Annotated in this window: 22 protein-coding genes; 8 read left to right on the top strand and 14 right to left on the bottom strand. The window is 70.7% G+C overall.

Annotation, left to right across the window (positions count from 1 at the left end; all coding sequences use genetic code 11):
- Positions 1-4: 4 nt before the first annotated feature.
- The 6 genes from ACYQ8Q_RS21965 to ACYQ8Q_RS21940 all read right to left on the bottom strand — a co-directional run bounded on the left by ACYQ8Q_RS21965 (position 5) and on the right by ACYQ8Q_RS21940 (position 6807).
- Positions 5-1573 (bottom strand): SCO6880 family protein, encoded by a 1569-nt coding sequence (locus tag ACYQ8Q_RS21965; protein ID WP_460067282.1) that lies wholly within the window; start codon positions 1571-1573, stop codon positions 5-7.
- The gene (locus ACYQ8Q_RS21960; RefSeq protein WP_460067281.1) at positions 1570-2922 is read right to left on the bottom strand and encodes a hypothetical protein; all 1353 of its coding nucleotides are present in this window, start codon (positions 2920-2922) and stop codon (positions 1570-1572) included. The genes ACYQ8Q_RS21965 and ACYQ8Q_RS21960 overlap by 4 nt, the downstream gene beginning before the upstream one ends.
- Positions 2912-3730 (bottom strand): hypothetical protein, encoded by an 819-nt coding sequence (locus ACYQ8Q_RS21955; protein WP_460067280.1) that lies wholly within the window; start codon positions 3728-3730, stop codon positions 2912-2914. Before ACYQ8Q_RS21955 ends, ACYQ8Q_RS21960 begins: the two co-directional genes overlap by 11 nt.
- A 162-nt stretch (positions 3731-3892) precedes the next feature.
- Entirely contained in the window at positions 3893-4201 is a 309-nt protein-coding gene (locus ACYQ8Q_RS21950; RefSeq protein ID WP_014673544.1) for a hypothetical protein, read from the bottom strand.
- A gap of 395 nt (positions 4202-4596) precedes the next feature.
- Positions 4597-5925: a S53 family peptidase gene (locus tag ACYQ8Q_RS21945; protein ID WP_460067279.1), complete on the bottom strand. Its 1329-nt coding sequence runs from the start codon at positions 5923-5925 to the stop codon at positions 4597-4599.
- A gap of 264 nt (positions 5926-6189) precedes the next feature.
- Positions 6190-6807: a TetR/AcrR family transcriptional regulator gene (locus tag ACYQ8Q_RS21940; RefSeq protein WP_460067278.1), complete on the bottom strand. Its 618-nt coding sequence runs from the start codon at positions 6805-6807 to the stop codon at positions 6190-6192.
- A 79-nt stretch (positions 6808-6886) separates the two neighbouring features.
- Here ACYQ8Q_RS21940 and ACYQ8Q_RS21935 point away from each other — a divergent pair, with 79 nt between their 5' ends.
- Entirely contained in the window at positions 6887-7792 is a 906-nt protein-coding gene (locus tag ACYQ8Q_RS21935) for an oxidoreductase (protein WP_460067276.1), read from the top strand.
- Between the two features lie 47 nt (positions 7793-7839).
- On the opposite strand, the gene ACYQ8Q_RS21930 is transcribed toward ACYQ8Q_RS21935, so the two are convergent.
- Both ACYQ8Q_RS21930 and ACYQ8Q_RS21925 read right to left on the bottom strand, forming a co-directional pair.
- Positions 7840-8940, bottom strand: a complete 1101-nt coding sequence (locus ACYQ8Q_RS21930) for a hypothetical protein (protein WP_460067275.1) — start codon at positions 8938-8940, stop codon at positions 7840-7842.
- A gap of 42 nt (positions 8941-8982) precedes the next feature.
- Positions 8983-9246, bottom strand: coding sequence for a DUF397 domain-containing protein (locus ACYQ8Q_RS21925; RefSeq protein WP_460067273.1), 264 nt, complete (start codon positions 9244-9246; stop codon positions 8983-8985).
- Between the two features lie 120 nt (positions 9247-9366).
- Here ACYQ8Q_RS21925 and ACYQ8Q_RS21920 point away from each other — a divergent pair, with 120 nt between their 5' ends.
- From ACYQ8Q_RS21920 to ACYQ8Q_RS21910, 3 genes are all read left to right on the top strand, one after another.
- A complete protein-coding gene (locus ACYQ8Q_RS21920; protein ID WP_460067271.1) occupies positions 9367-10113 on the top strand; it encodes a trypsin-like serine peptidase in 747 nt (248 codons plus the stop codon).
- A gap of 109 nt (positions 10114-10222) precedes the next feature.
- Positions 10223-11230, top strand: coding sequence for a C40 family peptidase (locus ACYQ8Q_RS21915; protein WP_460067270.1), 1008 nt, complete (start codon positions 10223-10225; stop codon positions 11228-11230).
- Between the two features lie 168 nt (positions 11231-11398).
- Complete coding sequence (locus ACYQ8Q_RS21910; protein WP_460067269.1) at positions 11399-12109, top strand: phosphatase PAP2 family protein; 711 nt, start codon at positions 11399-11401, stop codon at positions 12107-12109.
- A 22-nt stretch (positions 12110-12131) separates the two neighbouring features.
- Here the strand turns inward: ACYQ8Q_RS21910 and ACYQ8Q_RS21905 are convergent, their stop codons facing one another.
- Together ACYQ8Q_RS21905 and ACYQ8Q_RS21900 are read right to left on the bottom strand one after the other, a co-directional pair.
- Complete coding sequence (locus ACYQ8Q_RS21905; RefSeq protein WP_460067267.1) at positions 12132-13691, bottom strand: FAD-binding oxidoreductase; 1560 nt, start codon at positions 13689-13691, stop codon at positions 12132-12134.
- 115 nt (positions 13692-13806) lie between these two features.
- Entirely contained in the window at positions 13807-13977 is a 171-nt protein-coding gene (locus ACYQ8Q_RS21900; protein ID WP_460067265.1) for a hypothetical protein, read from the bottom strand.
- Positions 13978-14152: 175 nt separating this feature from the next.
- Here ACYQ8Q_RS21900 and ACYQ8Q_RS21895 point away from each other — a divergent pair, with 175 nt between their 5' ends.
- On the top strand, positions 14153-15028 hold the full coding sequence (locus ACYQ8Q_RS21895) for a hypothetical protein (RefSeq protein ID WP_460067264.1): 876 nt from the start codon (positions 14153-14155) through the stop codon (positions 15026-15028).
- 97 nt (positions 15029-15125) lie between these two features.
- The gene (locus tag ACYQ8Q_RS21890) at positions 15126-15344 is read left to right on the top strand and encodes a hypothetical protein (RefSeq protein WP_460067263.1); all 219 of its coding nucleotides are present in this window, start codon (positions 15126-15128) and stop codon (positions 15342-15344) included.
- Here ACYQ8Q_RS21890 and ACYQ8Q_RS21885 read toward each other — a convergent pair.
- A complete protein-coding gene (locus ACYQ8Q_RS21885) occupies positions 15330-15674 on the bottom strand; it encodes a metal-sensitive transcriptional regulator (RefSeq protein ID WP_460067261.1) in 345 nt (114 codons plus the stop codon). The genes ACYQ8Q_RS21890 and ACYQ8Q_RS21885 overlap by 15 nt on opposite strands.
- 205 nt (positions 15675-15879) lie before the next feature.
- On the opposite strand from ACYQ8Q_RS21885, the gene ACYQ8Q_RS21880 reads away from it, so the two are divergent.
- Both ACYQ8Q_RS21880 and ACYQ8Q_RS21875 read left to right on the top strand, forming a co-directional pair.
- Entirely contained in the window at positions 15880-16500 is a 621-nt protein-coding gene (locus ACYQ8Q_RS21880; RefSeq protein ID WP_055638981.1) for a DUF47 domain-containing protein, read from the top strand.
- 7 nt (positions 16501-16507) lie between these two features.
- Positions 16508-17506: an inorganic phosphate transporter gene (locus tag ACYQ8Q_RS21875; protein WP_460067259.1), complete on the top strand. Its 999-nt coding sequence runs from the start codon at positions 16508-16510 to the stop codon at positions 17504-17506.
- An 831-nt stretch (positions 17507-18337) separates the two neighbouring features.
- On the opposite strand, the gene pstB is transcribed toward ACYQ8Q_RS21875, so the two are convergent.
- Genes pstB through pstC form a run of 3 tightly spaced genes read right to left on the bottom strand, consistent with a single transcriptional unit; the run spans position 18338 to position 21255 of the window.
- On the bottom strand, positions 18338-19114 hold the full coding sequence (gene pstB, locus ACYQ8Q_RS21870; protein ID WP_055638195.1) for a phosphate ABC transporter ATP-binding protein PstB: 777 nt from the start codon (positions 19112-19114) through the stop codon (positions 18338-18340).
- 48 nt (positions 19115-19162) lie between these two features.
- Entirely contained in the window at positions 19163-20227 is a 1065-nt protein-coding gene (pstA, locus tag ACYQ8Q_RS21865) for a phosphate ABC transporter permease PstA (protein ID WP_460067257.1), read from the bottom strand.
- Positions 20224-21255 carry a phosphate ABC transporter permease subunit PstC gene (pstC, locus tag ACYQ8Q_RS21860; RefSeq protein WP_460067255.1) on the bottom strand — a complete coding sequence of 344 codons (1032 nt, stop codon included), beginning with the start codon at positions 21253-21255 and terminating at the stop codon, positions 20224-20226. Before pstC ends, pstA begins: the two co-directional genes overlap by 4 nt.
- Between the last annotated feature and the right edge of the window lie 61 nt (positions 21256-21316).

Raw genomic sequence — 21316 nt, 5'->3', positions numbered from 1 at the left:
GCCCCTACCTTCGGATGCCGGTGGCGAACGGGAGCGTGTTCACGAACGCGCGGTGGTGCTCGCGGTCGCACCACTCCAGCTTCAGGTACGACTTGCCTGCGGACGCCCTTATGGTGCGCTTGTCGCGGGCCAGGGCCTCGGGGGTCCGGGAGGAGACGGTGATGTAGCCGACCAGGTTGACGCCGGCGGCGCCGGAGGCCAGGTCCTCGCCCCGCTGGTCGAGGCGGGAGTGGGCGGCGACGTCACGGGGGTCGACGGTGCGGTTCATCTTGGCGGCGCGGCTGGCCTCGGCCTCGTCGTTGGTCTTCTCGGTGAGCATGCGCTCGATGGCGATCTCGGTGGGTTCGAGGTCCATCGTGACGGCGACGGTGCGGATGACGTCCGGGGTGTGGACCAGGAGCGGTGCGAGGAAGTTGACGCCCACGGGGGTCATCGGCCATTCCTTCACCCAGGCGGTGGCGTGGCACCAGGGGGCGCGGGTGGTCGACTCGCGGGTCTTGGCCTGGAGGAACGTGGGCTCCATGGCGTCCAGCTCGGCCGGCCAGGCGTTGCGCCGGGTCATCGCCTGGATGTGGTCGATGGGGTGGTCCGGGTCGTACATGGAGTGGACCAGCGAGGACAGCCGGCCCTGGCCCAGGGGCTGGCGGACGCGGATGTCCGCCTCCTGGAGGCGGGAGCAGATGTCGGTCAGCTCGCGGGCCATGACGACGGCGAGGCCGGCGTCGCGGTCCAGCTTGCGGCCGGACTGGGGGCGGGCGGCGCGGGCCATGGCGTGCGCCTCGGCGGCCAGCTCGCGGGTGTAGTGCATACAGGCGACGAGGTAGGCGCGGTGCTGCTCGCTGCTGGTGGAGACCATGGACTGGAGCTGGTCGTAGGACTGGGCCAGCCAGCCCGGTGCCCTGCCGTCGCCGCGCTGGGCGACGTCCTTGGCGTGGGCGTCGGGGTCGGCGGGGAGGGTGCGGGCGAGCATCTGGAGGCGGGTGACGAAGCCGTCGCCGTTGGCCACGTGCTTGAGGAGGGTGCCGAAGCGGTCGACGAGGGCTTCCTGGTCCTCGCTGTCGCGCAGGCCGACGCCGGGGCCCTCGATCTCGATGGCGGCGGTGACGGTGCGGCGGTCCGCGTGCAGGAGTACGGCGATCTCGTCGGGGCCGAAGGGGGCGGCGAGCCAGCTGATGCGGCCGATGCCCGGGGGCGGGCCTACCTCGACCTCCTGGCCGTCGATGCGGGTGCCGGCCTCCATGGCGCCGGAGCGGTAGGTCGTGCCCTGGCGGAGGGTGCGCTTGTAGCTGCGGTTGATCTCGAACCACTTGTAGAACGTGCGGTGCTTGTACGGCACGTAGACCGCGGCGAGCGCGATCATCGGGAAGCCGGCGAGCAGCACGATGCGCAGGGGGAGGAGGGGGACGAGGAGTCCGCACATCATGCCGAGGAACGCGCCGACGACGATGAGCGCGATCTCGCCGGTTTCGCGGTTGCGGCCGACGATGGCGTTCGGCCGGGCGCGGCCGATGAGATATGTGCGGCGGGGCGAGACCACGTGGGACACGTGGGCCAGGTGGGAATCCGTCGTCAACGCCCTTCACCTCCCGTGCGGTTGTTGCGGGTGTTGCTTGTGTGCGGGCTGTTCACCGCGCTGCTGGAGCGGGGTGCGGGTGCGGCGGAGGGGACAGATCCGCCGCCTCCGTTCGAGGGGCGCGAGCTGTGGGCGGCGACGCCGCCCGAGGCGGGGTTCGAGGGGCGGGGGCCGGAGGAGGACTGGCCGCCTCCGCCGTTGTTGTCGGCGCGGGTGCTGTGGGTCTTGATGCCCTGGGCGACGAGGGTCGCGGGGGAGCTGATGACGGCGGCGGCCTTGCCTTCGGCGCCCTGCATGATGCGGTTGCTGCGGGAGTTCGCGATCTCGTCGCCGAAGCCGGGGACGAAGCGGTAGATCATCGCGCTGGCGAAGATGGCGAGCAGGATGATGGCGAGGCCGGAGACGACGGCGGAGAAGGCGTCGGGGCCGTCGTCGGCGGAGAGGGCGCCGGCGAGGCCGAGGACGATCACGATGACCGGTTTGACCAGGATGACGGCGATCATGATGCCGGCCCAGCGGCGGACGTGGCTCCACAGGTTCTTGTCGACGAGGCCGGCGTAGACGACGGTGCCGAGGAGGGCGCCGACGTAGAGGAGGGCGGCCCGGATGACGAGCTCCAGCCAGAGGACGCCGGCGGCGAGGATGGAGACGAGGGAGACGACGATCAGCATGATCGGGCCGCCGCCGATGTTTTCGCCCTTGGCGAGGGCGGCGGAGAAGGTGCCGAAGAAGGTGTCGGTCTGGTCGCCGGTGGTCTTGGCGAGGACTTCGGTGATGCCGTCCGTGGCCGAGACGACGGTGTAGAGGATCAGGGGGGTGAAGGCGGAGGCGAGGACGGTGAGCCAGAGGAAGCCGACGGCTTCGCCGATGGCGGTGGTGAGGGGGACGCCCCGGACGGCTCGCTTGGCGACGGCCAGGAGCCACAGGACGAGGGTGAGGACGGTGGAGGCGGCGAAGACGACGGCGTACTGCTGGAGGAACCTGGTGTTGGTGAAGTCGACGTTGGCGGTCTCCTTCACGGCTTCGCTGAGCTTGTCGACGGTCCAGGAGGCGGCGTCGGCACAGCCCTTGGCGAGGGAGGAGAGGGGGTCGAGGGTGTCGGAGACGCCGGGGTTGGTGGCGGTGCTGCCGGTGGAGTTGTTGCCGCGTTCGCAGTACTTCTTGGCTTCGCCGGAGATGAGGCTGCAGTCGAGGGAGCCGCTGGGCGAGGGGGACGCCGAGCCCGACGGGCTGGGTGAGGGGTCGGGTGTCGGGGCCGCGAAGGCGCGGCCGGCCAGCAGGACGGCGCTCGTCTGAACGGCTGTCACGACTCCGGCGAGCCTGAGCAGGCGGTGCGGGTTACCGGGCATAAGTGAACCCTCCGTACTCCTCGATGGCCTTGCTGATCTCGTCGGAGGCGGCGGCCTGGTCGTCGCCGGGGACCGGCGCGGGGCCGTCCTTCTGGCTGTCGGTGCTGATCTTCCAGTCTCCGTCGGTCCAGGTCAGGTCGAAGGTCCAGGTCTTCCAGGACGAGGTGACGGGGTCGGTCGAGTCCGTTCCGGACATGCCGATGAGGCCCAGGTACCAGACGGCGACCTGGGTGGTGGTGTCCGAGTAGTTCTGGACCGTCGTGCCGACGGGGACCACGCGGGAGACGAAGGTGTTGCCCTCGGGGGTGTTGCCGTTCGCGTCGAGGCCCATCTTGGCGAGGAAGTCCGCCGAGTAGGCCTGGTCCATGGCGCTCTGCAGCTTGGCCGCGGCGGCCTTGGTGTAGACGGTGTCGACGAGGGTGTGTCTGCTGTCTTTCTGGAACATGCCGGTCGAGCCCAGGGCCACCGCGTAGTTGGCGCCGGCGGACTGGGCGCCCTGCTCGGTGTGGGCGAAGCCCGAGGGGATTCCGCCCGTCTTCGTGTCCACCGGCTTCGTCCCGCTCGCTGCCGTCGACGTCGTCTTCGGCTTGTTCGTGTCGGGGGTGGCTTCCGACTCGGTGGAGTTGTCGCCGCCTCGATTCGCGAAGGCGATGGCCGCGATGAGGAGGACGACGACGCCGACCACCGTGACCAGGCTGCGGGAGGAGGAGCGGGCGGGGCGGCGGGCGCCGCCGTAGGGGTCGGCCTCGGGCAGGCGGACGCGGGTGCCCGTGGGCTCGCCGTAGTCGTGTTCGTCGCCGGGAGTCATGCCGCGTTCGCCCCCTCGTTGCCGTACTGAAAAGCGTAGAAGTACGACGGTAGCCGTGCTGGTTCCCGCGCGGGCGCGGTGTGGTGACTCGACATCAGGGAAACGCAACCTCAGCCGGTGGGCACGACGGGTGGGTGGGGGAGGAGGGGCGTCGGCGGGCGGCTATACGGCCATGCCGTACACGATCGTGAACAGTGTGCCGAGGGAGCCGATGATGAAGACGCCCGTGAGTCCGGCGATGATGAGGCCCTTGCCCTGTTCCGCACTGAAGGTGTCCCTCAGGGCCGTGGCGCCGATGCGCTGTTTGGCCGCACCCCAGACGGCGATGCCGAGGCAGAGGAGGATGGCCACCGCCATCACGACCTCGATCATCACCTTCGCCTCGTTGCCCAGGCTGCCGAAGGGCCCCCAGTCCGGAGCGATTCCGCCGATGATGGTGTTGATGTCGCCCTTGTCGGCCGCGAACAGCATGTAAGTCACCGCCCCTGGTGGGTAGTTCCGCCTGCCCCCTGCGGAGTGCAGAGGTCAGGCCTCATTGTCGCCGACGATGTCGCCGCCGTATGTCGACTTGGCGTCATTGACGGGTGGGATTCGTATGAATGGTTGGTACGGTCACTCTGTGTATCACGGCAGGTCACGCCGGGCAATGAGGCCGGAACGGAACCTGGGTGTGGTTCCGTCGTTGACCCACTTCACGGCTCCGTGCCGTTTCTGACGGCTGGTCGGGTGAGTGCACGTTTCGATGGTCTCATGTCCGGCTGGAACGCATGGCGAACGGGCCGCGGCTGGATGCCGCGGCCCGTTCGCCCTTGCCACTGTGGCCCCCACGGTCCACTGCGGCTGTCCTTCGGGGTGGTGAGGGGATGTCAGCCGGTGAAGGCGTCGATGCCCTCCGGGGTGCCCACGCCGGTGGGGCCGTCGTAGCCCGACTTGGCGGTGCACAGGTAGCTCGCGCTGGAGGAGCAGGTGCCGTTGCTGCCGCTGGTGACGTCGTTCAGGGACGAGGTGCCGAGGTAGGCGTAGGGGTAGGAGGCCGGGTAGTCGCTGCTGCCGGGGGTGCCGGCGAGGGCGTAGACCGCGGCGATGATGGGCGCGGAGGCGCTGGTGCCGCCGAAGGTGTACCAGCCGGCGGTGACGCCGTAGGAGTCGTAGACCGAGACGCCGGTGGCGGGGTCGGCGACCGCGGAGACGTCGGAGATGGTGCGCTTGGAGCAGCCGGTGTCGGTCTGCCAGCTGGGCTTGGCGTCGTAGGAGGAGCAGCCGGAGCCGGTGCCCTCGGTGGAGCTGGTGTTCCAGACCTTCTCGGTCCAGCCGCGGGTGGTGGAGGAGGACGAGAGGGCGGTGCCGCCCACCGAGGTGACGTACTTGGACGCGGCGGGGTATTCGGCGCCGTAGCCCTCGTCGCCGGCGCTGACGGTGATGGCGACGCCCGCGTGGTTGAAGTACGAGGAGTCGTAGGAGGTGTCCGAGGAGGACTCGGAGCCGCCGTAGCTGTTGGAGACGTACTTCGCGCCGAGGGTGACGGCCCGGTTCACCGCGGTGCCGAGGTTGGCCATGGTGGCGGACTTGGCCTCGACGAGCAGGATGTTGCAGTTCGGGCAGACCGCGCTGGCCATGTCGAGGTCGAGGGACTCCTCCTCGGCCCAGCCGCTGTCGGCGGAGGGGAGGGAGGTGGTGGAGCCGGTCTGGCTGACCTTCTTGAAGCAGCCGTTGGCGGTGGTGCAGGCGGAGAGGCCGTAGTAGGAGCGGTACTTCGCGAGGTCGGCCTCGGCGTTGGGGTCGTCGTAGGCGTCGACGATCGCGATGGTCTCGCCGGAGCCGTTGTCGGCGGCGGCGTCCGTGAGGCCGTAGGCGTCCTGGAGGTCGGAGGGGCCGTAGCCGGTGGGGCTGGCGGCGGCGGCCTTGGGGGTGACCTGTGCGGTGTCGCCGGTCCGCCGGGCCTGCGCCTTCTGGAAGGCGGTGGTGCCGCCGGTGACGCGGAAGGAGTCGCAGGCGAGTTCGCCCGTGTGCCTGGGGGTGGCGCAGGGGGTGGCCGCCCAGGTGACCTTCGAGGGCGTGGCGGTGGGGGCCGCGTTCGCGTGGGCCGCGGTGCCGAGGCCGGCGAGCACGAGGGCCGCGGTGCCGAGGAGGGAGGCGCCGACGCGGCGCCATCTGCCGGGGGCGGCAGGGGGGTTGGGGGAAGTCGTCGTACGCAACGGACAGCTCCTGAGGTGGGTGACAGGGGCGGTGCGGGTGGGGGTGATGCGTTGCCGCCGGTGCGTGGTCCCCGGCGGCGGGCGGCGGCCCGCGACGACTGTGCGCTTGTTGAGTACGCGACAACAAGGAGGGTTGCGGAGTTCTGACTTCCGCCTTACCCGGGGGGATGGGGGGATTGCCCGTCGATGGTGGGCGGATGGGTGAGGGGTGGCCGGTCCTTGACCCTGCTCACAGACGGGGCACAGGGGGTGTGGGCCGGGCGGTCAGTGGCGGATCAGGCCGTGCAGGGTGTGGTGGACCAGATCGGCGACGCCCGCGAGGACGGCCTCGGGGGTGAGCATCTCGTTCGCCGCGAACGAGGCGTACCCGTGCAGGGTGGAGCCCAGGAACAGGGTCAGCCGGGCCGGTTCGCCCTCGACGATCTCGCCGCGCCGCTGTCCGTCGGCGATCAGCCGCTCCAGCGCGCCGATCGTGCGGTCCATCGCGGCGGCCATCCCCTGGGCGGTGTCCGGGGTGGCGGGGGCGTGCTTGCGGGCGTACATCAGCTCCAGCAGTGCGGCGTTGTCGAGGGCGAAGCCCAGGTAGGCGCGGGCGAGCGTGGTGAGCCGGGGTTCCAGGGCGAGGGCCGGGTCGTCGGCGGCCTCGAGGGCCTCGGCCAGGCGGTCGAAGCCGGTGAGCGCGAGGGCGTCGAGCAGGGACTGCTTGTCCTTGAAGTGCCGGCCGGGCGCGGCATGGCTCACGCCGATCTCGCGGGCCAGTTCGCGCAGGGAGAGGGCGGTGGCGCCCTTGTCGCGCAGGGTGCGCTCGGCGGTGGCGAGGAGGGCGGAGCGGAGGTCGCCGTGGTGGTAGGGGCGGTTCTCGAGGGACGGCGACGGCGGCATGGGGGCATCATATCCCGATGTAGGCGGCGTCATCATTGTTGTCATTGCCCTCTTTGTTGTCGGCGTCTACATTGGCATCATGGCTGAGAAGAAGAAGGCATGGAGTTCCGCGGACATACCCGACGCCACGGGGCGCACGGTGATCATCACGGGGGCCAACAGCGGCATCGGGTTCACCGCCGCCGACGCACTGGCGAAGGCGGGGGCGCACGTCGTCCTCGCCGTACGGGACCCGGAGCGCGGGCGGGCCGCCGCGGCGCGGATCCCGGGCAGTACGGAGGTCAGGCGCCTCGACCTGGCGGACCTGTCGTCCGTGCGGGAGTTCGCGGCGGACTGGGCCGGGGCCCCGCTGCACACGCTGATCAACAACGCCGGGGTGATGATGGTGCCCCGGGAGTCGACCGCGGACGGCTTCGAGCGCCAGTTCGGCACGAACCACCTGGGCCACTTCGCCCTCACCAACCTGCTGCTGCCGGCCGTCACCGACCGGGTCGTCACGGTCTCCTCGGGCGCGCACCGGTGGGGCGGCGCGGTGATCGACTTCGACGATCCGAACCTCACCGCGCGTTACACGCCGCAGCGCGCCTACGCCCGGTCCAAGCTGGCGAACCTGTTGTTCACACTGGAGCTCCAGCGTCGGCTCGCCGGGTCCGGCTCGTCCGTACGGGCCCTGGCCGCGCACCCCGGATACTCCGCGACCAATCTCCAGAGCCACGCGGCCAGTCCGCTCGCCCGGGTCCTCATGCGCGTGGGCAACGTCCTGTTCGCCCAGGACGACCGCGCGGGCGCGCTGCCCACCCTGTACGCCGCGACCCAGGACCTGCCCGGGGCGAGCTACGTCGGGCCGGACGGGCCGGGCGAGATGCGCGGGGCGCCCACGCTGGTGGGACGCTCGGCCGCGGCGAGCGACGCGGAGGCGGCGCGCCGGCTGTGGACGCTGTCGGAGGAGCTGACCGGGGTGCGGTCGGGGGTCGGGGTGGCGTGAGCGCCTCAGGCCCGGCGGGGCTCGGTGCGGGCGCTCAGCGTGGGCGCTCAGCGTGGGCCGAGCGTCCACACCGAGACGGTGCGGTGGTCCTCGCTGTGCGTGTACCAGTGGCCGGCGCCCAGCGCGGCCGGGGAGCTGGTGACCGGGCCCGGGTAGACGAGCGGCTCGGGCCGGGGCGCGTCCCGTGCCACCAGCCAGTGCCGGCCCTCGCCCCACTCCTCGTCCTGCCACACGGTCCCGGCGACCATCGTCGCGTCGTCGACGAAACCGCCGGCCCAGTCCCAGGCGGGCCACACCTCGTCGTTCCCCGGATCGGCGTCCGGGTGCCGGGGCACGCACTCCTCCACGTCCCACTCCGCGACCGGGGCCCCGGACGACGTGTCGTACAGCGCGAGCCTGTCCTGGTCGTGCGAGACGGTCATGAAGTGCGCCCCGGACGGGCTCACGTCCAGCAGGGCCAGGTCCTGTCCCTCGAAGTACTCCACCGTCAGCCGCTCGCCGTCCCAGCGGCCCCAGCGCATCGGTGCGCCGTCCTGGCCCTCGCCGATGCTCAGGCCCATCCGGCGCGGGTCCGGGTGCGGGACGTGGTCGCTGCCGGCGGCGGCCGCCCGCGCGTCGACCCGGGCCAGCACCCGGCCGTCCTCGGGGGTGAGCAGCAGCCACTCGTCCACAGGCTGTGAGTCCAGCTCGCCGCCCTCGGCGAGCGGGCCGCGTATGTGGGCCCACAGCAGCGAGCCGTCCACGGAGAAGCCGGCGGAACCGCCCTCGGGGTACCGGTGCCCGCCGTCGGTCGCGTACTCCTCGAAGGAGCCGTGCGACGCGGGGCAGCCCCAGCAGCCGTGCCGTATCTCCCAGAGCGTGGCACCGCTCGGGTCCACCGCGCGCAGGGCGTGCGTGCCCGCGAAGACGACGACGTCGGCGTCGGGGGAGACGGCGCAGGTGCCGAAGCGGTGGGTCCACGGAGCCGGGAACCGTATCCGCGCCACCGGTCGGAAGGCGTCGTCCAGGGGCTGTACGACCACCTCGTCGTCGTCGCGCTGCATGAGCGCCGTACGCCCGTCGCGCAGCCGGAGGAGCGTCGCGGGGGCGGCGTCGGGGTCGGGGAGCGGCGCGTCGAGCGTGGCGACCAGGCGGGCGGTTCGGGTCATGTCCTGAACCGTACGGCACCCCACTGACAACGCCCCGCCCCCTCATTCGCCGAGCTCGACGCCCTCCACGAAGTGGTCGAACTCCCCCGCCTGGACGCCGAGGACGAAGGCGTCCCACTTGCGGCGGTTGGTGGTGACCACGGTGTCCGGGGCGCTGGTCTCCCGGAGGTAGACGGGCGCCTCGCCGTCGTCGTCCCCGGCTCCCTCGCCGAAGGCGATCTCGATCCAGGGACCGGGCCCGGTCGCCTCCGGCGGGGCGGCACGGACCCAGGTGAGGCCGGCGGGGATGTCAGGGGACGCGGTCATGGGGGCTCCTTCCCTCCGGTCACTGGTCACCCGTCACCCGTCACTCGTACGGACCAGTGATCGCTCCATTGTCTGACGCTTCTCTCACCTTCGTGGGTCACAGTGGGTCCGGTGAAGCCGGTGAAGCGAAACGCTCTGCTCGGTGCGGTCGGGCTGCTCGCCGTGGCCGTCACCTCCGCCTCCGAGGCGGCGGCGGACGGTGGGCCGGGCCCCCTGGGGGTGACCACCGTGGCCGCGGCGACGACCGACTCGGCGCGCGTCGGCGCGCTGTTCGACGCGGCGGACGCCGGCCGTCTGGCCGGCGCCCACTTCTGTACGGCCTCCGTGGTCCACTCCCCCCACCGCAACCTCCTCGTCACGGCCGCGCACTGCCTCGGCGGGGGCGGCGACCTCGTCTTCGTGCCGGGATACCGGGACGGCAAGGCGCCGTACGGGACCTGGAAGGTCGCCCGTGTCTTCCTGCCCGACGGGTGGGCGAAGGGCCAGGACGAGGACAGCGACGTCGCCTTCGCGGTTCTGCGGGCCGACGGCGGCAAGGAGATCGAGGACGTCGTGGGGGCCAACCGGCTCGCGACCCGTACGACCACCGGCGCCACCGCCGTGACCGTCACCGGCTACCCGGACTCCCGCGAGACCCCCGTCCGCTGCGTCAACCGCCCCACCGCCCACAGCTCCACCCAACAGCGCATCGACTGCCCCGACTTCACGGGCGGCACCAGCGGCAGCCCCTGGGTCAACGGCGACGACCGGATCGTGGGCGTCCTCGGCGGCCATGAACAGGGCGGGGCGACGGCGGACATCTCGTACAGCGTGGTGCTGGGCGCGGAGGCCGCGGAACTCTACGAGGACGCGGCCGCCGATCCGTAAACCTCCCGGGGCCCGGAGAACCTGCAGAAACCACCCCGTGCATGATCACCACGAAGGGCGGGGGCGCCCCTACACTGGCCGGGGTGGACTCCCGGGCGGCGAGGGGCGGTTGACGGTGCGTAGGGCATGGATCGTGGCGACCGCTGCAGTCGGTGCCGGTGCCGCCTTCATGATGGTGCTCGTCGTCGGCGTCTACATCGTCGCCGGGAACATGGTCAACGGCGTGGGCGGCAGCACCAAGTCGCTGGCCAAGGGGGCCGTGCCGGCCGCCTACAGCGCGCTCGTGCAGAAGTGGGGCAATCTCTGCTCCGCCATCAATCCCGCGCTGCTCGCCGCGCAGTTGTACCAGGAGAGCGGGTTCAACCCGCGCGCGCAGAGCGCCGCCGCCGCGCAGGGGATAGCGCAATTCATCCCGGGGACCTGGGCCACGCACGGCATCGACGGCGACGGAGACGGTGACCGCGACGTATGGGACCCGAATGACGCGATTCCGTCGGCCGCCTCGTACGACTGCCAGCTCGCCTCGTACGTGAAGGACGTCCCCGGGGACGTCACGAAGAACATGCTCGCCGCCTACAACGCGGGGGCGTACGCGGTCATCAAGTACGGCGGTGTGCCGCCGTACAGCGAGACCCGGAACTACGTGAAGACGATCACGACGCTGGAGGAGTCGTTCGCCGCGCCCGTCTCCCGTGTCGATCCCTCCGAGCAGGCCGCCGGGGCCATCTACTTCGCCCAGAAGAAGCTCGGCACGCCCTATCTGTGGGGCGGCAACGGGACCGCTGACCAGGGGGGACGGTTCGACTGCTCCGGGCTGACCAAGGCCGCCTACGAGAGCGTCGGGATCACCCTGCCCCGGGTCGCCAACGACCAGTACAACGCCGGGCCGCACCCCAAGCGCAGTGAACTGCTGCCGGGGGACCTGGTGTTCTTCTCGACCGATCTCGGGAACTCACGGGCCATCCACCACGTGGGTATCTACGTCGGCGGCGGGTACATGATCGACGCGCCCTACACGGGGGCCGTGATCCGGTTTGATCCCATCGACACGGCTGAGTACTTTGGTGCCACCCGGGTGACCGAAGATGGCGCGAAAGCGCTCCCGACGAACGTCTGAGACAGTCCGGGAAAATCCCCCTGAGCTGCGGCTTTGCATCTCTCTTCGATAACGTCTGAGTGATCATTCAGTGGAGAGTGGAACGTATCAACCGGGGCCGTGCGTTCCTGTTGAGGCGTGCGCATGAGAGATGCGCTGGGCAGAACATGACGAAGGGGCCGCAGCACCATGGCTGGACTCGCCGATTCCGGGTCGAACCCCGACGTCGACCTGCTCTATGACATCAACGGTCTCGCCAAGGACGCCCCCCACTGGTTCGACCGGATCGTCGAGTTCGTGGGGGAGTACGGACTGCTCCTCGCCATGGTCCTGCTGATTCTGTGGTGCTGGGCCAGCGGGCGGCGCACGGTGCGGGGGGCCGAGGAGGCCTCGGCGTCGGTCGCCGCGCTCGTGTGGGCGCCGCTGGCCGCCGCCGTCGCCGTGCTGGTGAACGTGCCGATACGGGGATTCGTGGAGAGGCCCCGGCCGTTCCTCGATCACCAGGGGCTCGAGGTCCTGGTCTCCGGGAAGACCGACTACTCGTTCGTGAGCGATCACGCGACGCTGACCATGGCCATGGCCGTCGGACTGTTCGTGGCCCATCGGAAGTTCGGGCTCTACGGGATCGCGATCGCGCTGCTCGAAGGGTTCTGCCGGGTCTACATGGGCGTGCACTACCCGACCGACGTGGTGGGCGGGTTCGCGCTCGGGACCGCCGTCGCGCTGCTGCTGTCGCCGCTCGCCTCGCTGGCGCTCACCCCGCTGCTGAAGGCCGTCGAGCGGTCGCCGCGGGCGGGGTGGGTCGTGCGGAGCAGGGGCGCGCGGGAGCGGGCCCGGGACGCGTTCATTCCGGGAGCCCGCTCCGGGGCGGCCGCCGAGGAGCGGGATCTCGCCGCCTGAGAGGCCTTTGGAGGCCTGGGAGTCAGAGCGCCTGCGGGTAGGTGAAGAAGCCCGTCGGGTCGTACTGCTTCTTCAGCTGGGTCAGGCGCGGCAGCGCGTCGCCGTAGTACGCCTTGCGCCAGTCCGTCAGGGTCGGGTCGGCGTAGTTCTGGTAGGCGGCGCCCGAGGCGTACGGCCGCATCGCCTTGTGGGCCGTGTTCAGCCAGGACTGGGCCGTCGAACCCGTCGTACCCGCCCGCCAGGACACGAGGTACTGGGCCAGCATGCGCGAGCGGCGGTGCACGAACGCCGTGGCCGTGGGAGAGACGCGGTTGATCGCGCCGCCGAGGGCGGTGAGGGCGATGCTGCCGGCGCCGCCCTGGACCGCCGTGATCTGCTTCAGCAGGGTCTGGACGCCCGCCGAGGACAGGGAGCGGTCGAAGAAGTCGCTGCGGGCCGTGTACGTCTCCCGGCCCAGCTTGCCCTGCGGGGAGCGGCCCGGGGTGGAGCCGGGCAGATGGCACTGGGCGTCGGCGCTGAAGGAGGAGCAGCCCGCATAGGCCTCCATGGCCTCCTCGTAGCCCTTGCGGCGCAGGGACACCGAGGACGCGGGGGCGCCCACCCGGTTGGCGAGGCGGTCGACCGCGTTCTGGAGCTGGCCGTAGGTGCCGATGCAGAAGGCGGCGACGGCGACCCGGGGGGTGCCGCCCGCCGAGTTCTCCAGATGCAGGGAGGACCAGATCTCGTCCGGCTGGGACGGGCCCCACTCCTGCCAGGCCTTGATCACCGCGGCCGCCTTCGCCCAGGGCCAGGTGAGATAGCCGGTCACGGCCTGCGGGGCGGCGTGGGTCTTGAAACGCAGCTCGGTGACGATGCCGAAGTTTCCGTTGCCCGCGCCGCGCAGGGCCCAGAACAGGTCCTTGTTCTGGGTGGCGTCGGCGACCAGCTGCTTGCCGTCGGCCGTGATGATCGTGGCCTGCGTGAGGCTGTCGCAGGTCAGGCCGTAGGCGCGGGAGACGACTCCGTGGCCGCCGCCGAGGACCAGGCCGGAGACGCCGACGGTCGGGCAGGAGCCGGCCGGGATCGTGACGCCCTTGGCGGCGAGGGCGCGGTAGACGTCGATCAGCTTGGCGCCCGCGCCGACGACGGCCGAGCTTCCGCTCGCGCGGACCGTCCGCAGCTTCGAGACGTCGACGATCAGCCGGCCGTCGCCGGAGGACCAGCCGCCGTAGGAGTGGCCGCCGTTGCGGATCGAGACCTTGGTGCGGTGCGCGCGGGCGTAGGAGAGGACGGTGCGGATGTCGTCGGCGTGGGCGACGTACGCCACCGCGGCGGGCTTCAGGTTGTCGAAGCGGGTGTTGTACAGCTGCCGGGCCGTCGTCCAGGAGGCGTCGCCGGGGCGGACCAGGGTGCCGTCCAGGTCGCGGGCGAGCGCCGCCCAGTTCGCGGGGCCGGCGCCGGCGGTGGTGGTGAGGGAGGTGAGGCCGGTGGCGGTCCCACCGGCGGAGGCGCTCGCTCCGCCGCCCTTCGAGGTGCTGCACGCCGCCGTCGTGACCGCCGCGACTGCGGCCGTTCCGCCCGCGATGAACGTACGCCGTTCCATGTTCTGCGCCTTCCGTCGGCCTGTCGGCTTCCCGCGGCCTGTCGGCCTCATTGTGCGAGACGGGGTGCCGGGGGTGCGGGTTCCCGCGGGCGGTGGCGGTGACGGAACGGTGACGTCAGCCGCGGGCGTGCCCCTCGGCGTCCGACCGGGCCAGGCTTCTCGCTCTGCGGGCCGGACCGCGCCAGCCGCAGGTGCACCGGGCCAGACAGAACCGGCCCTGTTCGACGGTCGTGGTGGAGTGTTCCCCCTCGGTACGGGGAGGGGCCGAGCCGTCCTGCTGCGTCACGCAGACAACGTTACCCAGGAAACGTAAAAGGCACGTATGCCGGGCGCGGGGCGGCCGGAACGACCCGTTCGGCGGTCGCGCGGGGGGTGGGGCGCGTGACGGGGGCACGTGACCGTCGTTAGGCGGGACGACAGGGGGACCCGTGACGGACGTACCGGCTGGGGGTAGGCAGACGATGACGGAGCGGTGGTACAGGCGGCGCGGGTGGGGTGGTGCGGTGGTCGTGGCCGCCGGGCTGGTGGCCGGGGGGTGTGCGGGGGTGACCGGGTGTTCGGGCGCGGGAGCCGCCGGTGGGGTCGCCGGCGGGGCGGCCGGGGCGGTGGACGCGCGGGGCGGTGACGCGGTACGGCTGCTGCGCGGGGCCGCGGACACGCTGCGGGAGACGGGCAGTTCGAAGGCGCGTACGTCCATGGAGATGGCCACCGGCGGGACGCGGGTGACCATCCGGGGCGAGGGGGTCTACGACTACCGCCGGCAGCGGGGGCGGCTGAAGGTGCTGCTGCCGCAGGATCCGGCGGGGACGAGCGAGCACCGGCCGATCACCGAACTGCTCGCGCCGGGGGCGCTGTTCATGAAGCACCGCGGGGCCGGGGTGCCGGACGACAAATGGGTCCGGGTGGAGACGGCGACGCTGTCCGACGGGAACCTGGTGACGGGCGGGGCCACGGATCCGTTCGCCGCGGCGGAGGTGCTGCGGGGGGCGCGCACCGCGACGTACATGGGGCGGAGCGAGGTCGCAGGGACGGCGGTGCGGCACTACCGCGGGACCGCGGATCTGGCGGTGGCGGCCGAGGGGGCGTCGGCGGGGAGCAAGGGGGCGCTGGCGGCGGCGGCGAAGGGCTTCGCCACGGCCAGGGTGCCGTTCGACGTGTATCTGGACGACGCGGGGCGGATCCGGAAGGTCAGACACCGGTTCAGCTTCGTCAACGGGCGGCAGGCGGAGGCCGTGGCGGTCGCCTCGACGACGCTGCTGTACGACTTCGGGGCCCCCGCCGACGTACGGCTGCCGGCGGCTCGGGACATCTTCGCGGGGCGGATCGCGGAGGACTGAGGTCACCGGGCCCGCGCAAGGACTAGCCCGTCCGTGCCATGCGCGCCGTGTACACCGCTCCCTACTCTAGGAAGCCGGTGACGGCAGAGACGAGGTGATGCGCGTGGCTCCGGTCGGCGGTACGGCAGTTCAGGACCACGTGGCCCTCGCCGAGATCGAGCTGTGCGGGGAGCTGATCATCGCGGCTTCGGCGGCCGGGGAGGAACGGCTCAGCCTGGAGAGCATCGACCAGGTGCTGCGCGTGCGGGAGGAGCCGGACGGGGGCGGGGCCGCGTCCGGCGCGTCTGGTCCGCCGGCCGCGTCAGGTCCGCAGTAGACGGCCGATCGCCTTGGTCGCCTCCTCCACCTTCGCGTCGACCTCGTCGCCGCCCTTGAGGGCCGCGTCGGCGACGCAGTGGCGCAGGTGTTCCTCCAGGAGCTGCAGGGCGAAGGACTGCAGGGCCTTGGTGGAGGCGGACACCTGGGTGAGTATGTCGATGCAGTAGGTGTCCTCGTCGACCATGCGCTGGAGGCCGCGGATCTGGCCCTCGATCCGGCGCAGGCGCTTGAGGTGCTCTTCCTTCTGCTTGTGGTAGCCGTGCGTGACGTGCGGCACGTCCTCGGCGGGTGCCGGGTCGGTGGGCTCGGTGGCCCGTGTCGTCGTCATCGCGTCCTCCCGTTACGGACATATACCCCTGCCGGGTATATCGTAACGAACTTTGCCGGGTACAGGACCCTTGAAGCCCCCGTGCTGATCATGCTGTCCGATGGGTGACACTGGGGGACGGCCCGATAGCCATGTCCGGATGGTGCCGCTTAGCATCACCTCTGGCCACCGGCTGACCGAAACCGATGCATCCCGAGGACCCCAAGTGCGCTTTCGTCTGACCCCCAGGGAGACGAGCTTCTATGACATGTTCGCCGCATCCGCGGACAACATCGTCACGGGCTCGAAACTCCTGATGGAACTGCTCGGGGCGGACACCGCCGGCCGGGCCGAGATCGCAGAGCGTATGCGGGCCGCGGAACACGCCGGTGACGACGCGACGCACGCCATCTTCCACCAGCTGAACTCCTCGTTCATCACGCCGTTCGACCGCGAGGACATCTACTCCCTCGCCTCCTCCCTCGACGACATCATGGACTTCATGGAGGAGGCCGTCGACCTGGTCGTCCTCTACAACGTCGAGGATCTGCCCAAGGGGGTCGAGCAGCAGATCGAGGTGCTGGCGCGGGCGGCCGAGCTGACGGCGGAGGCCATGCCGAATCTGCGGACGATGGAGAACCTCACCGAGTACTGGATCGAGGTCAACCGGCTGGAGAACCAGGCGGACCAGATCCACCGGAAGCTGCTGGCCCACCTCTTCAACGGCAAGTACGACGCGATCGAGGTGCTGAAGCTCAAGCAGATCGTGGACGTGCTGGAGGAAGCTGCCGACGCGTTCGAGCATGTGGCGAACACGGTGGAGACCATCGCCGTCAAGGAGTCCTGAGCTTTACATGGACACCTTTGCTCTGGTCGTGACCATTTGTGTCGCGCTCGGTTTCACGTATACGAACGGTTTCCACGACTCGGCGAACGCGATCGCCACGTCGGTGTCGACGCGGGCGCTCACACCGCGCGCCGCGCTCGCGATGGCCGCGGTGATGAACCTCGCCGGGGCCTTTCTGGGGAGCGGGGTCGCTCATACCGTCAGCAGCGGGCTGATCGAGACGCCCGAGGGCTCCACGGGGATGGCGATCCTCTTCGCCGCGCTGGTCGGGGCGATCGTCTGGAATCTGGTCACCTGGTACTTCGGGCTTCCCTCGTCCTCCTCTCATGCGCTGTTCGGCGGCATGGTGGGGGCGGCGTTGGCCGGGGGGACGGAGGTCATCTGGTCGGGCGTGGTCGACAAGGTCATCATCCCGATGTTCCTCTCGCCGGTCGTGGGGCTGGTCGGCGGGTATCTGGTGATGTGCCTCATCCTGTGGATCTTCCGGCGGGCCAATCCGCACAAGGCCAAGCGGGGGTTCCGGATAGCGCAGACGGTCTCGGCCGCGGGGATGGCGCTCGGGCACGGTCTGCAGGATGCGCAGAAGACGATGGGCGTGGTGGTGATGGCGCTGGTCATCGGGGATGTGCAGGGGGCCGATGATCCGATTCCGGTGTGGGTGAAGGTCGTGTGTGCGGTGATGTTGTCGCTGGGGACGTACGCCGGTGGGTGGCGGATCATGCGGACGCTGGGGCGGAAGATCATCGAGTTGGATCCGCCGCAGGGGTTCGCCGCGGAGACCACGGGGGCGACGATCATGTTCACGACGGCGTTCCTGTTCAAGGCGCCGATCTCCACGACGCATGTGATCACGTCGGCGATCATGGGTGTGGGGGCTACCAAGCGGGTCAACGCGGTGCGGTGGGGTGTCGCGAAGAACATCGTGCTGGGGTGGTTCATCACGATGCCGGCTGCTGCGCTGGTCGCTGCGGGGGCGTTCTGGGTGGTGAACCTGGCGTTTCTGTAGGCGCCGGGCCACCTACCCGTCCCGCCCACCCGCCCACCCGTCTCGGTTCGTCGAGGGGTGGGCGTTGTGTCGGCCGGATGCGGGGTGAGGGGCGGGCCGGGGCCCGCAGGAACCACATCTGGGCTTGTCCTCGTGCGGGGCCGGGGCCCGAGGGGGAACGCACATGGCTCGCCCTAGTGCGGGGTCGGGGCCTGGGAAAACCGCGCAGGCTAGCCCTGGTGTCGGGTCGGGGCCTGTGGGGAACCGTGCCTGGGCTCGCCCTGGTGTCGGGCTGGGGCCCTGTGGGAAGCGTGCCTGGGCTTGTCCTCGTGCCGGGTCGGGGCCTGGGCAACCACGCAGGCTCGCCCTACTGCCGGGTCGGGGCCCGTGGGGAACCGCGCCTGCGCCCGCCCAAGTACCAGGCCGGGGCCCGCAGGAACCGCACTTGGGCCCTGCCCTCACGCCAAGTCGGTGCTCAGCGGACAACGCACCGGGCCCCGCCCCCGCGCCAAGCCGGTGCCCAGCGGACAACGCACCGGGCCCCGCCCTCACGCCAAGCCGGTGCCCAGCGGACAACGCACCGGGCCTCGCCCTCACGCCAAGCCGGTGCCCAGCGGACAACGCACCGGGCCCCGCCCCCGCGCCAAGCCGGTGCCCAGCGGAGACGCACCTGGGCCCGCCCCCCGAAGTGGTCGGGGAGCGGGCCCTTTGTGGCCTCGCGGTGGCACCGCCATGCAGCACCGCGAGGGGTTCGTGGTGGCCTCGGGCAGGCGTAGCAGCCCGAGGCTCAGGCCTTGGTCAGCCCTGGCAGACCGTCTCGGTCCGTTGGGGTTGGCCGAGGTGTAGGCCCGGTCAGCCGAAGCGGCCCGAGATGTAGTCCTCGGTGGCCTGGACGGACGGGTTGGAGAAGATGCGCTCCGTGTCGTCGATCTCGATCAGCTTGCCGGGCTGGCCGACGGCGGCGAGGTTGAAGAAGGCCGTGCGGTCGGAGACACGCGCCGCCTGCTGCATGTTGTGCGTCACGATGACGATCGTGAAGCGTTCCTTCAGCTCGCCGATCAGGTCCTCGATCGCCAGCGTCGAAATCGGGTCGAGGGCCGAGCAGGGCTCGTCCATCAACAACACCTTCGGTTCGACCGCGATGGCCCTCGCGATGCACAGACGCTGCTGCTGGCCGCCGGAGAGGCCGGAGCCCGGCTTGTTGAGGCGGTCCTTCACCTCGTTCCAGAGGTTCGCGCCCTTGAGGGACTTCTCGACGATGTCCGAGAGCTGCGACTTCTTGTAGTTGCCGTTGAGGCGCAGGCCCGCGGCCACGTTGTCGAAGATGGACATCGTGGGGAACGGGTTCGGTCGCTGGAAGACCATGCCGATCTCACGGCGGACGGCCACGGGGTCGACGCCCGCGCCGTACAGGTCCTCGTCGTCCAGCAGGACCTTGCCCTCGACCCGGCCGCCCGACGTCACCTCGTGCATACGGTTCAGCGTGCGCAGGAACGTCGACTTGCCGCAGCCGGACGGGCCGATGAAGGCCGTCACCGTGCGCGGCTCGACCGTCATCGAGATGTCCTCGATCGCCTTGTGGGTGCCGTAGTAGGCGGTGAGCCCGCTTACATCGATTCGCTTGGACATGGTTGCTTCTTCACTTCCGTCTCGGTCGCTGATGCTGTGGGGCCGCGGTCAGCGACCGGTCTTCGGGGCCTTCCAGCGGGCGATGGCCCGGGCCACGAGGTTGAGGATCATCACGAAGGCGATCAGCGTGAGCGAGGCCGCCCAGGCACGGTCGTACGCCGCCGTGGAACCGGCGCTCTGCGAGTACTGCTGGTAGATGTACAGCGGCAGAGACGCCTGCGCGCCCTCGAAGGGGTTGTTGTTGATGAACGGGTTGCCGAAGACGAGGAGCAGGACAGGGGCCGTCTCACCCGCGATACGGGCGATCGCCAGCATGACGCCGGTGATGATGCCGCCGATCGAGGTCGGGACGACCACCTTCAGAATGGTGCGCCACTTCGGCACGCCGAGCGCCAGGCTCGCCTCACGCAGTTCGTTCGGGACGAGCTTGAGCATCTCCTCGGTCGAGCGCACGACCACCGGCATCATCAGGATCGCCAGTGCGAGGGAGCCCGCGAAGCCGAAGGGCTGCATGTCGAACATCAGCATGAGGCTGAGGATGAACAGGCCGGCGACGATGGACGGGATGCCCGTCATGACGTCCACGAAGAACGTGACCGCCTTGGCCAGGCCGCCGCGGCCGTACTCGACGAGGTAGATCGCCGTGAGGATGCCGATCGGGGCGCCGATCAGGGTGGCGAGGCCGACCTGCTCCAGGGTGCCGATGATGGCGTGGTAGATGCCGCCGCCCGGCTCGGAGTCGGCGACGACTCCCATGGAGTGGGTCAGGAAGTAGATGTCCAGGACCTTCACACCGCGGACGATGGTGGTCCAGAGGAGGGAGACCAGGGGGACCACGGCCAGGAAGAACGCCACCCAGACCAGGGAGGTCGCGATGCGGTCCTTCGCCTGGCGGCGGCCCTCGACCTTGGCGGCGATGCCGTAGGTGCCGGCGACGAACAGGAGACCGGCGATCAGGCCCCACTGGACCTTGCTGTCCAGGCCGGCGGCCAGGCCGATCCCGACGGCGACGACGACCGAACCGCCGGCGATCGCGTACGGGGACCAGCGGGGCAGGCTCGCGCCGCGCAGCGTGCTGGGGCGCTTGTCGGCGACTGCGGTTGCGTGGCTCATGCGTTGGCCCCCGAGTACTCCTTGCGGCGGGCGATGATCATGCGGGCCGCGCCGTTGACCAGCAGGGTGATGACGAAGAGGACGAGACCGGAGGCGATCAGCGCGTCACGGCCGTACTCCGTCGCCTCGTTGAACTTGCTGGCGATGTTCTGGGCGAAGGTGCCGCCGCCGGGGTTCAGCAGGCTGGCGTGGATGTCGAAGTCGGGGGAGAGGACCGTGGCGACGGCCATCGTCTCGCCGAGCGCGCGGCCGAGGCCGAGCATGGAGGCCGAGATGACACCGGAGCGGCCGAAGGGGATCACCGCCATGCGGATGACCTCCCAGCGGGTGGCGCCGAGCGCCAGGGCCGCCTCCTCGTGCATCTGCGGGACCTGGCGGAAGACCTCGCGGCTGACGTTGGTGATGATCGGCAGGATCATGATCGCCAGGAGGATGCCGACCGTCAGCATGGAGCGCGGCGCGCCCTCGTCCCAGGAGAAGATCCCGGTCCAGCCGAAGTAGTCGTTGAGCCAGCCGAACAGTCCGTCCATGTGCGGCACGAGGACGAGGGCGCCCCAGAGGCCGTAGACGATGGAGGGGACGGCGGCGAGCAGGTCCACCACGTACGCGATGGGGCCGCTCAGGCGGCGCGGGGCGTAGTGCGTGATGAACAGGGCGATCGCCACGGCGATCGGGACCGCGATCCCCATCGCGATGATCGACGACACGACGGTGCCGAAGGCGAGGACCGCGATGCCGAACTTCGGCGGAACGAGACCGGTGTTCCACTCGAAGGTGGTGAGGAAGTTGGCGTCGTCCTTGCTGATGGCGAGGTAGGCGCGGTAGGTCAGGAAGACCGCGATCGCCGCCATGATCACCAGCAGCAGGATGCCCGACCCGCGGGAGAGACCGAGGAAGATCCGGTCGCCGGGTCGGGTGGTGCCGCGGGCCGCGCGCTTGTGGGGGCCGTTGGCGGAGGTCGTGGGGGGAGGGTCGTCGTGGGGCGGGGGTGCGCCGTCGGCGCCTGTCTTCTGCGTGGATATGTCCATCGGGGTCTCCGGTCTGCGGAGCCGCTGCGGGTGTGGGCGGCTCGGACGGGGCCGGCCCTCG

The sequence above is a fragment of the Streptomyces sp. YKOK-I1 genome, from assembly GCF_054660435.1.
Note: the sequence above shows the minus strand (reverse complement) of the source record. Positions and strands in the feature narration are given on the sequence as shown.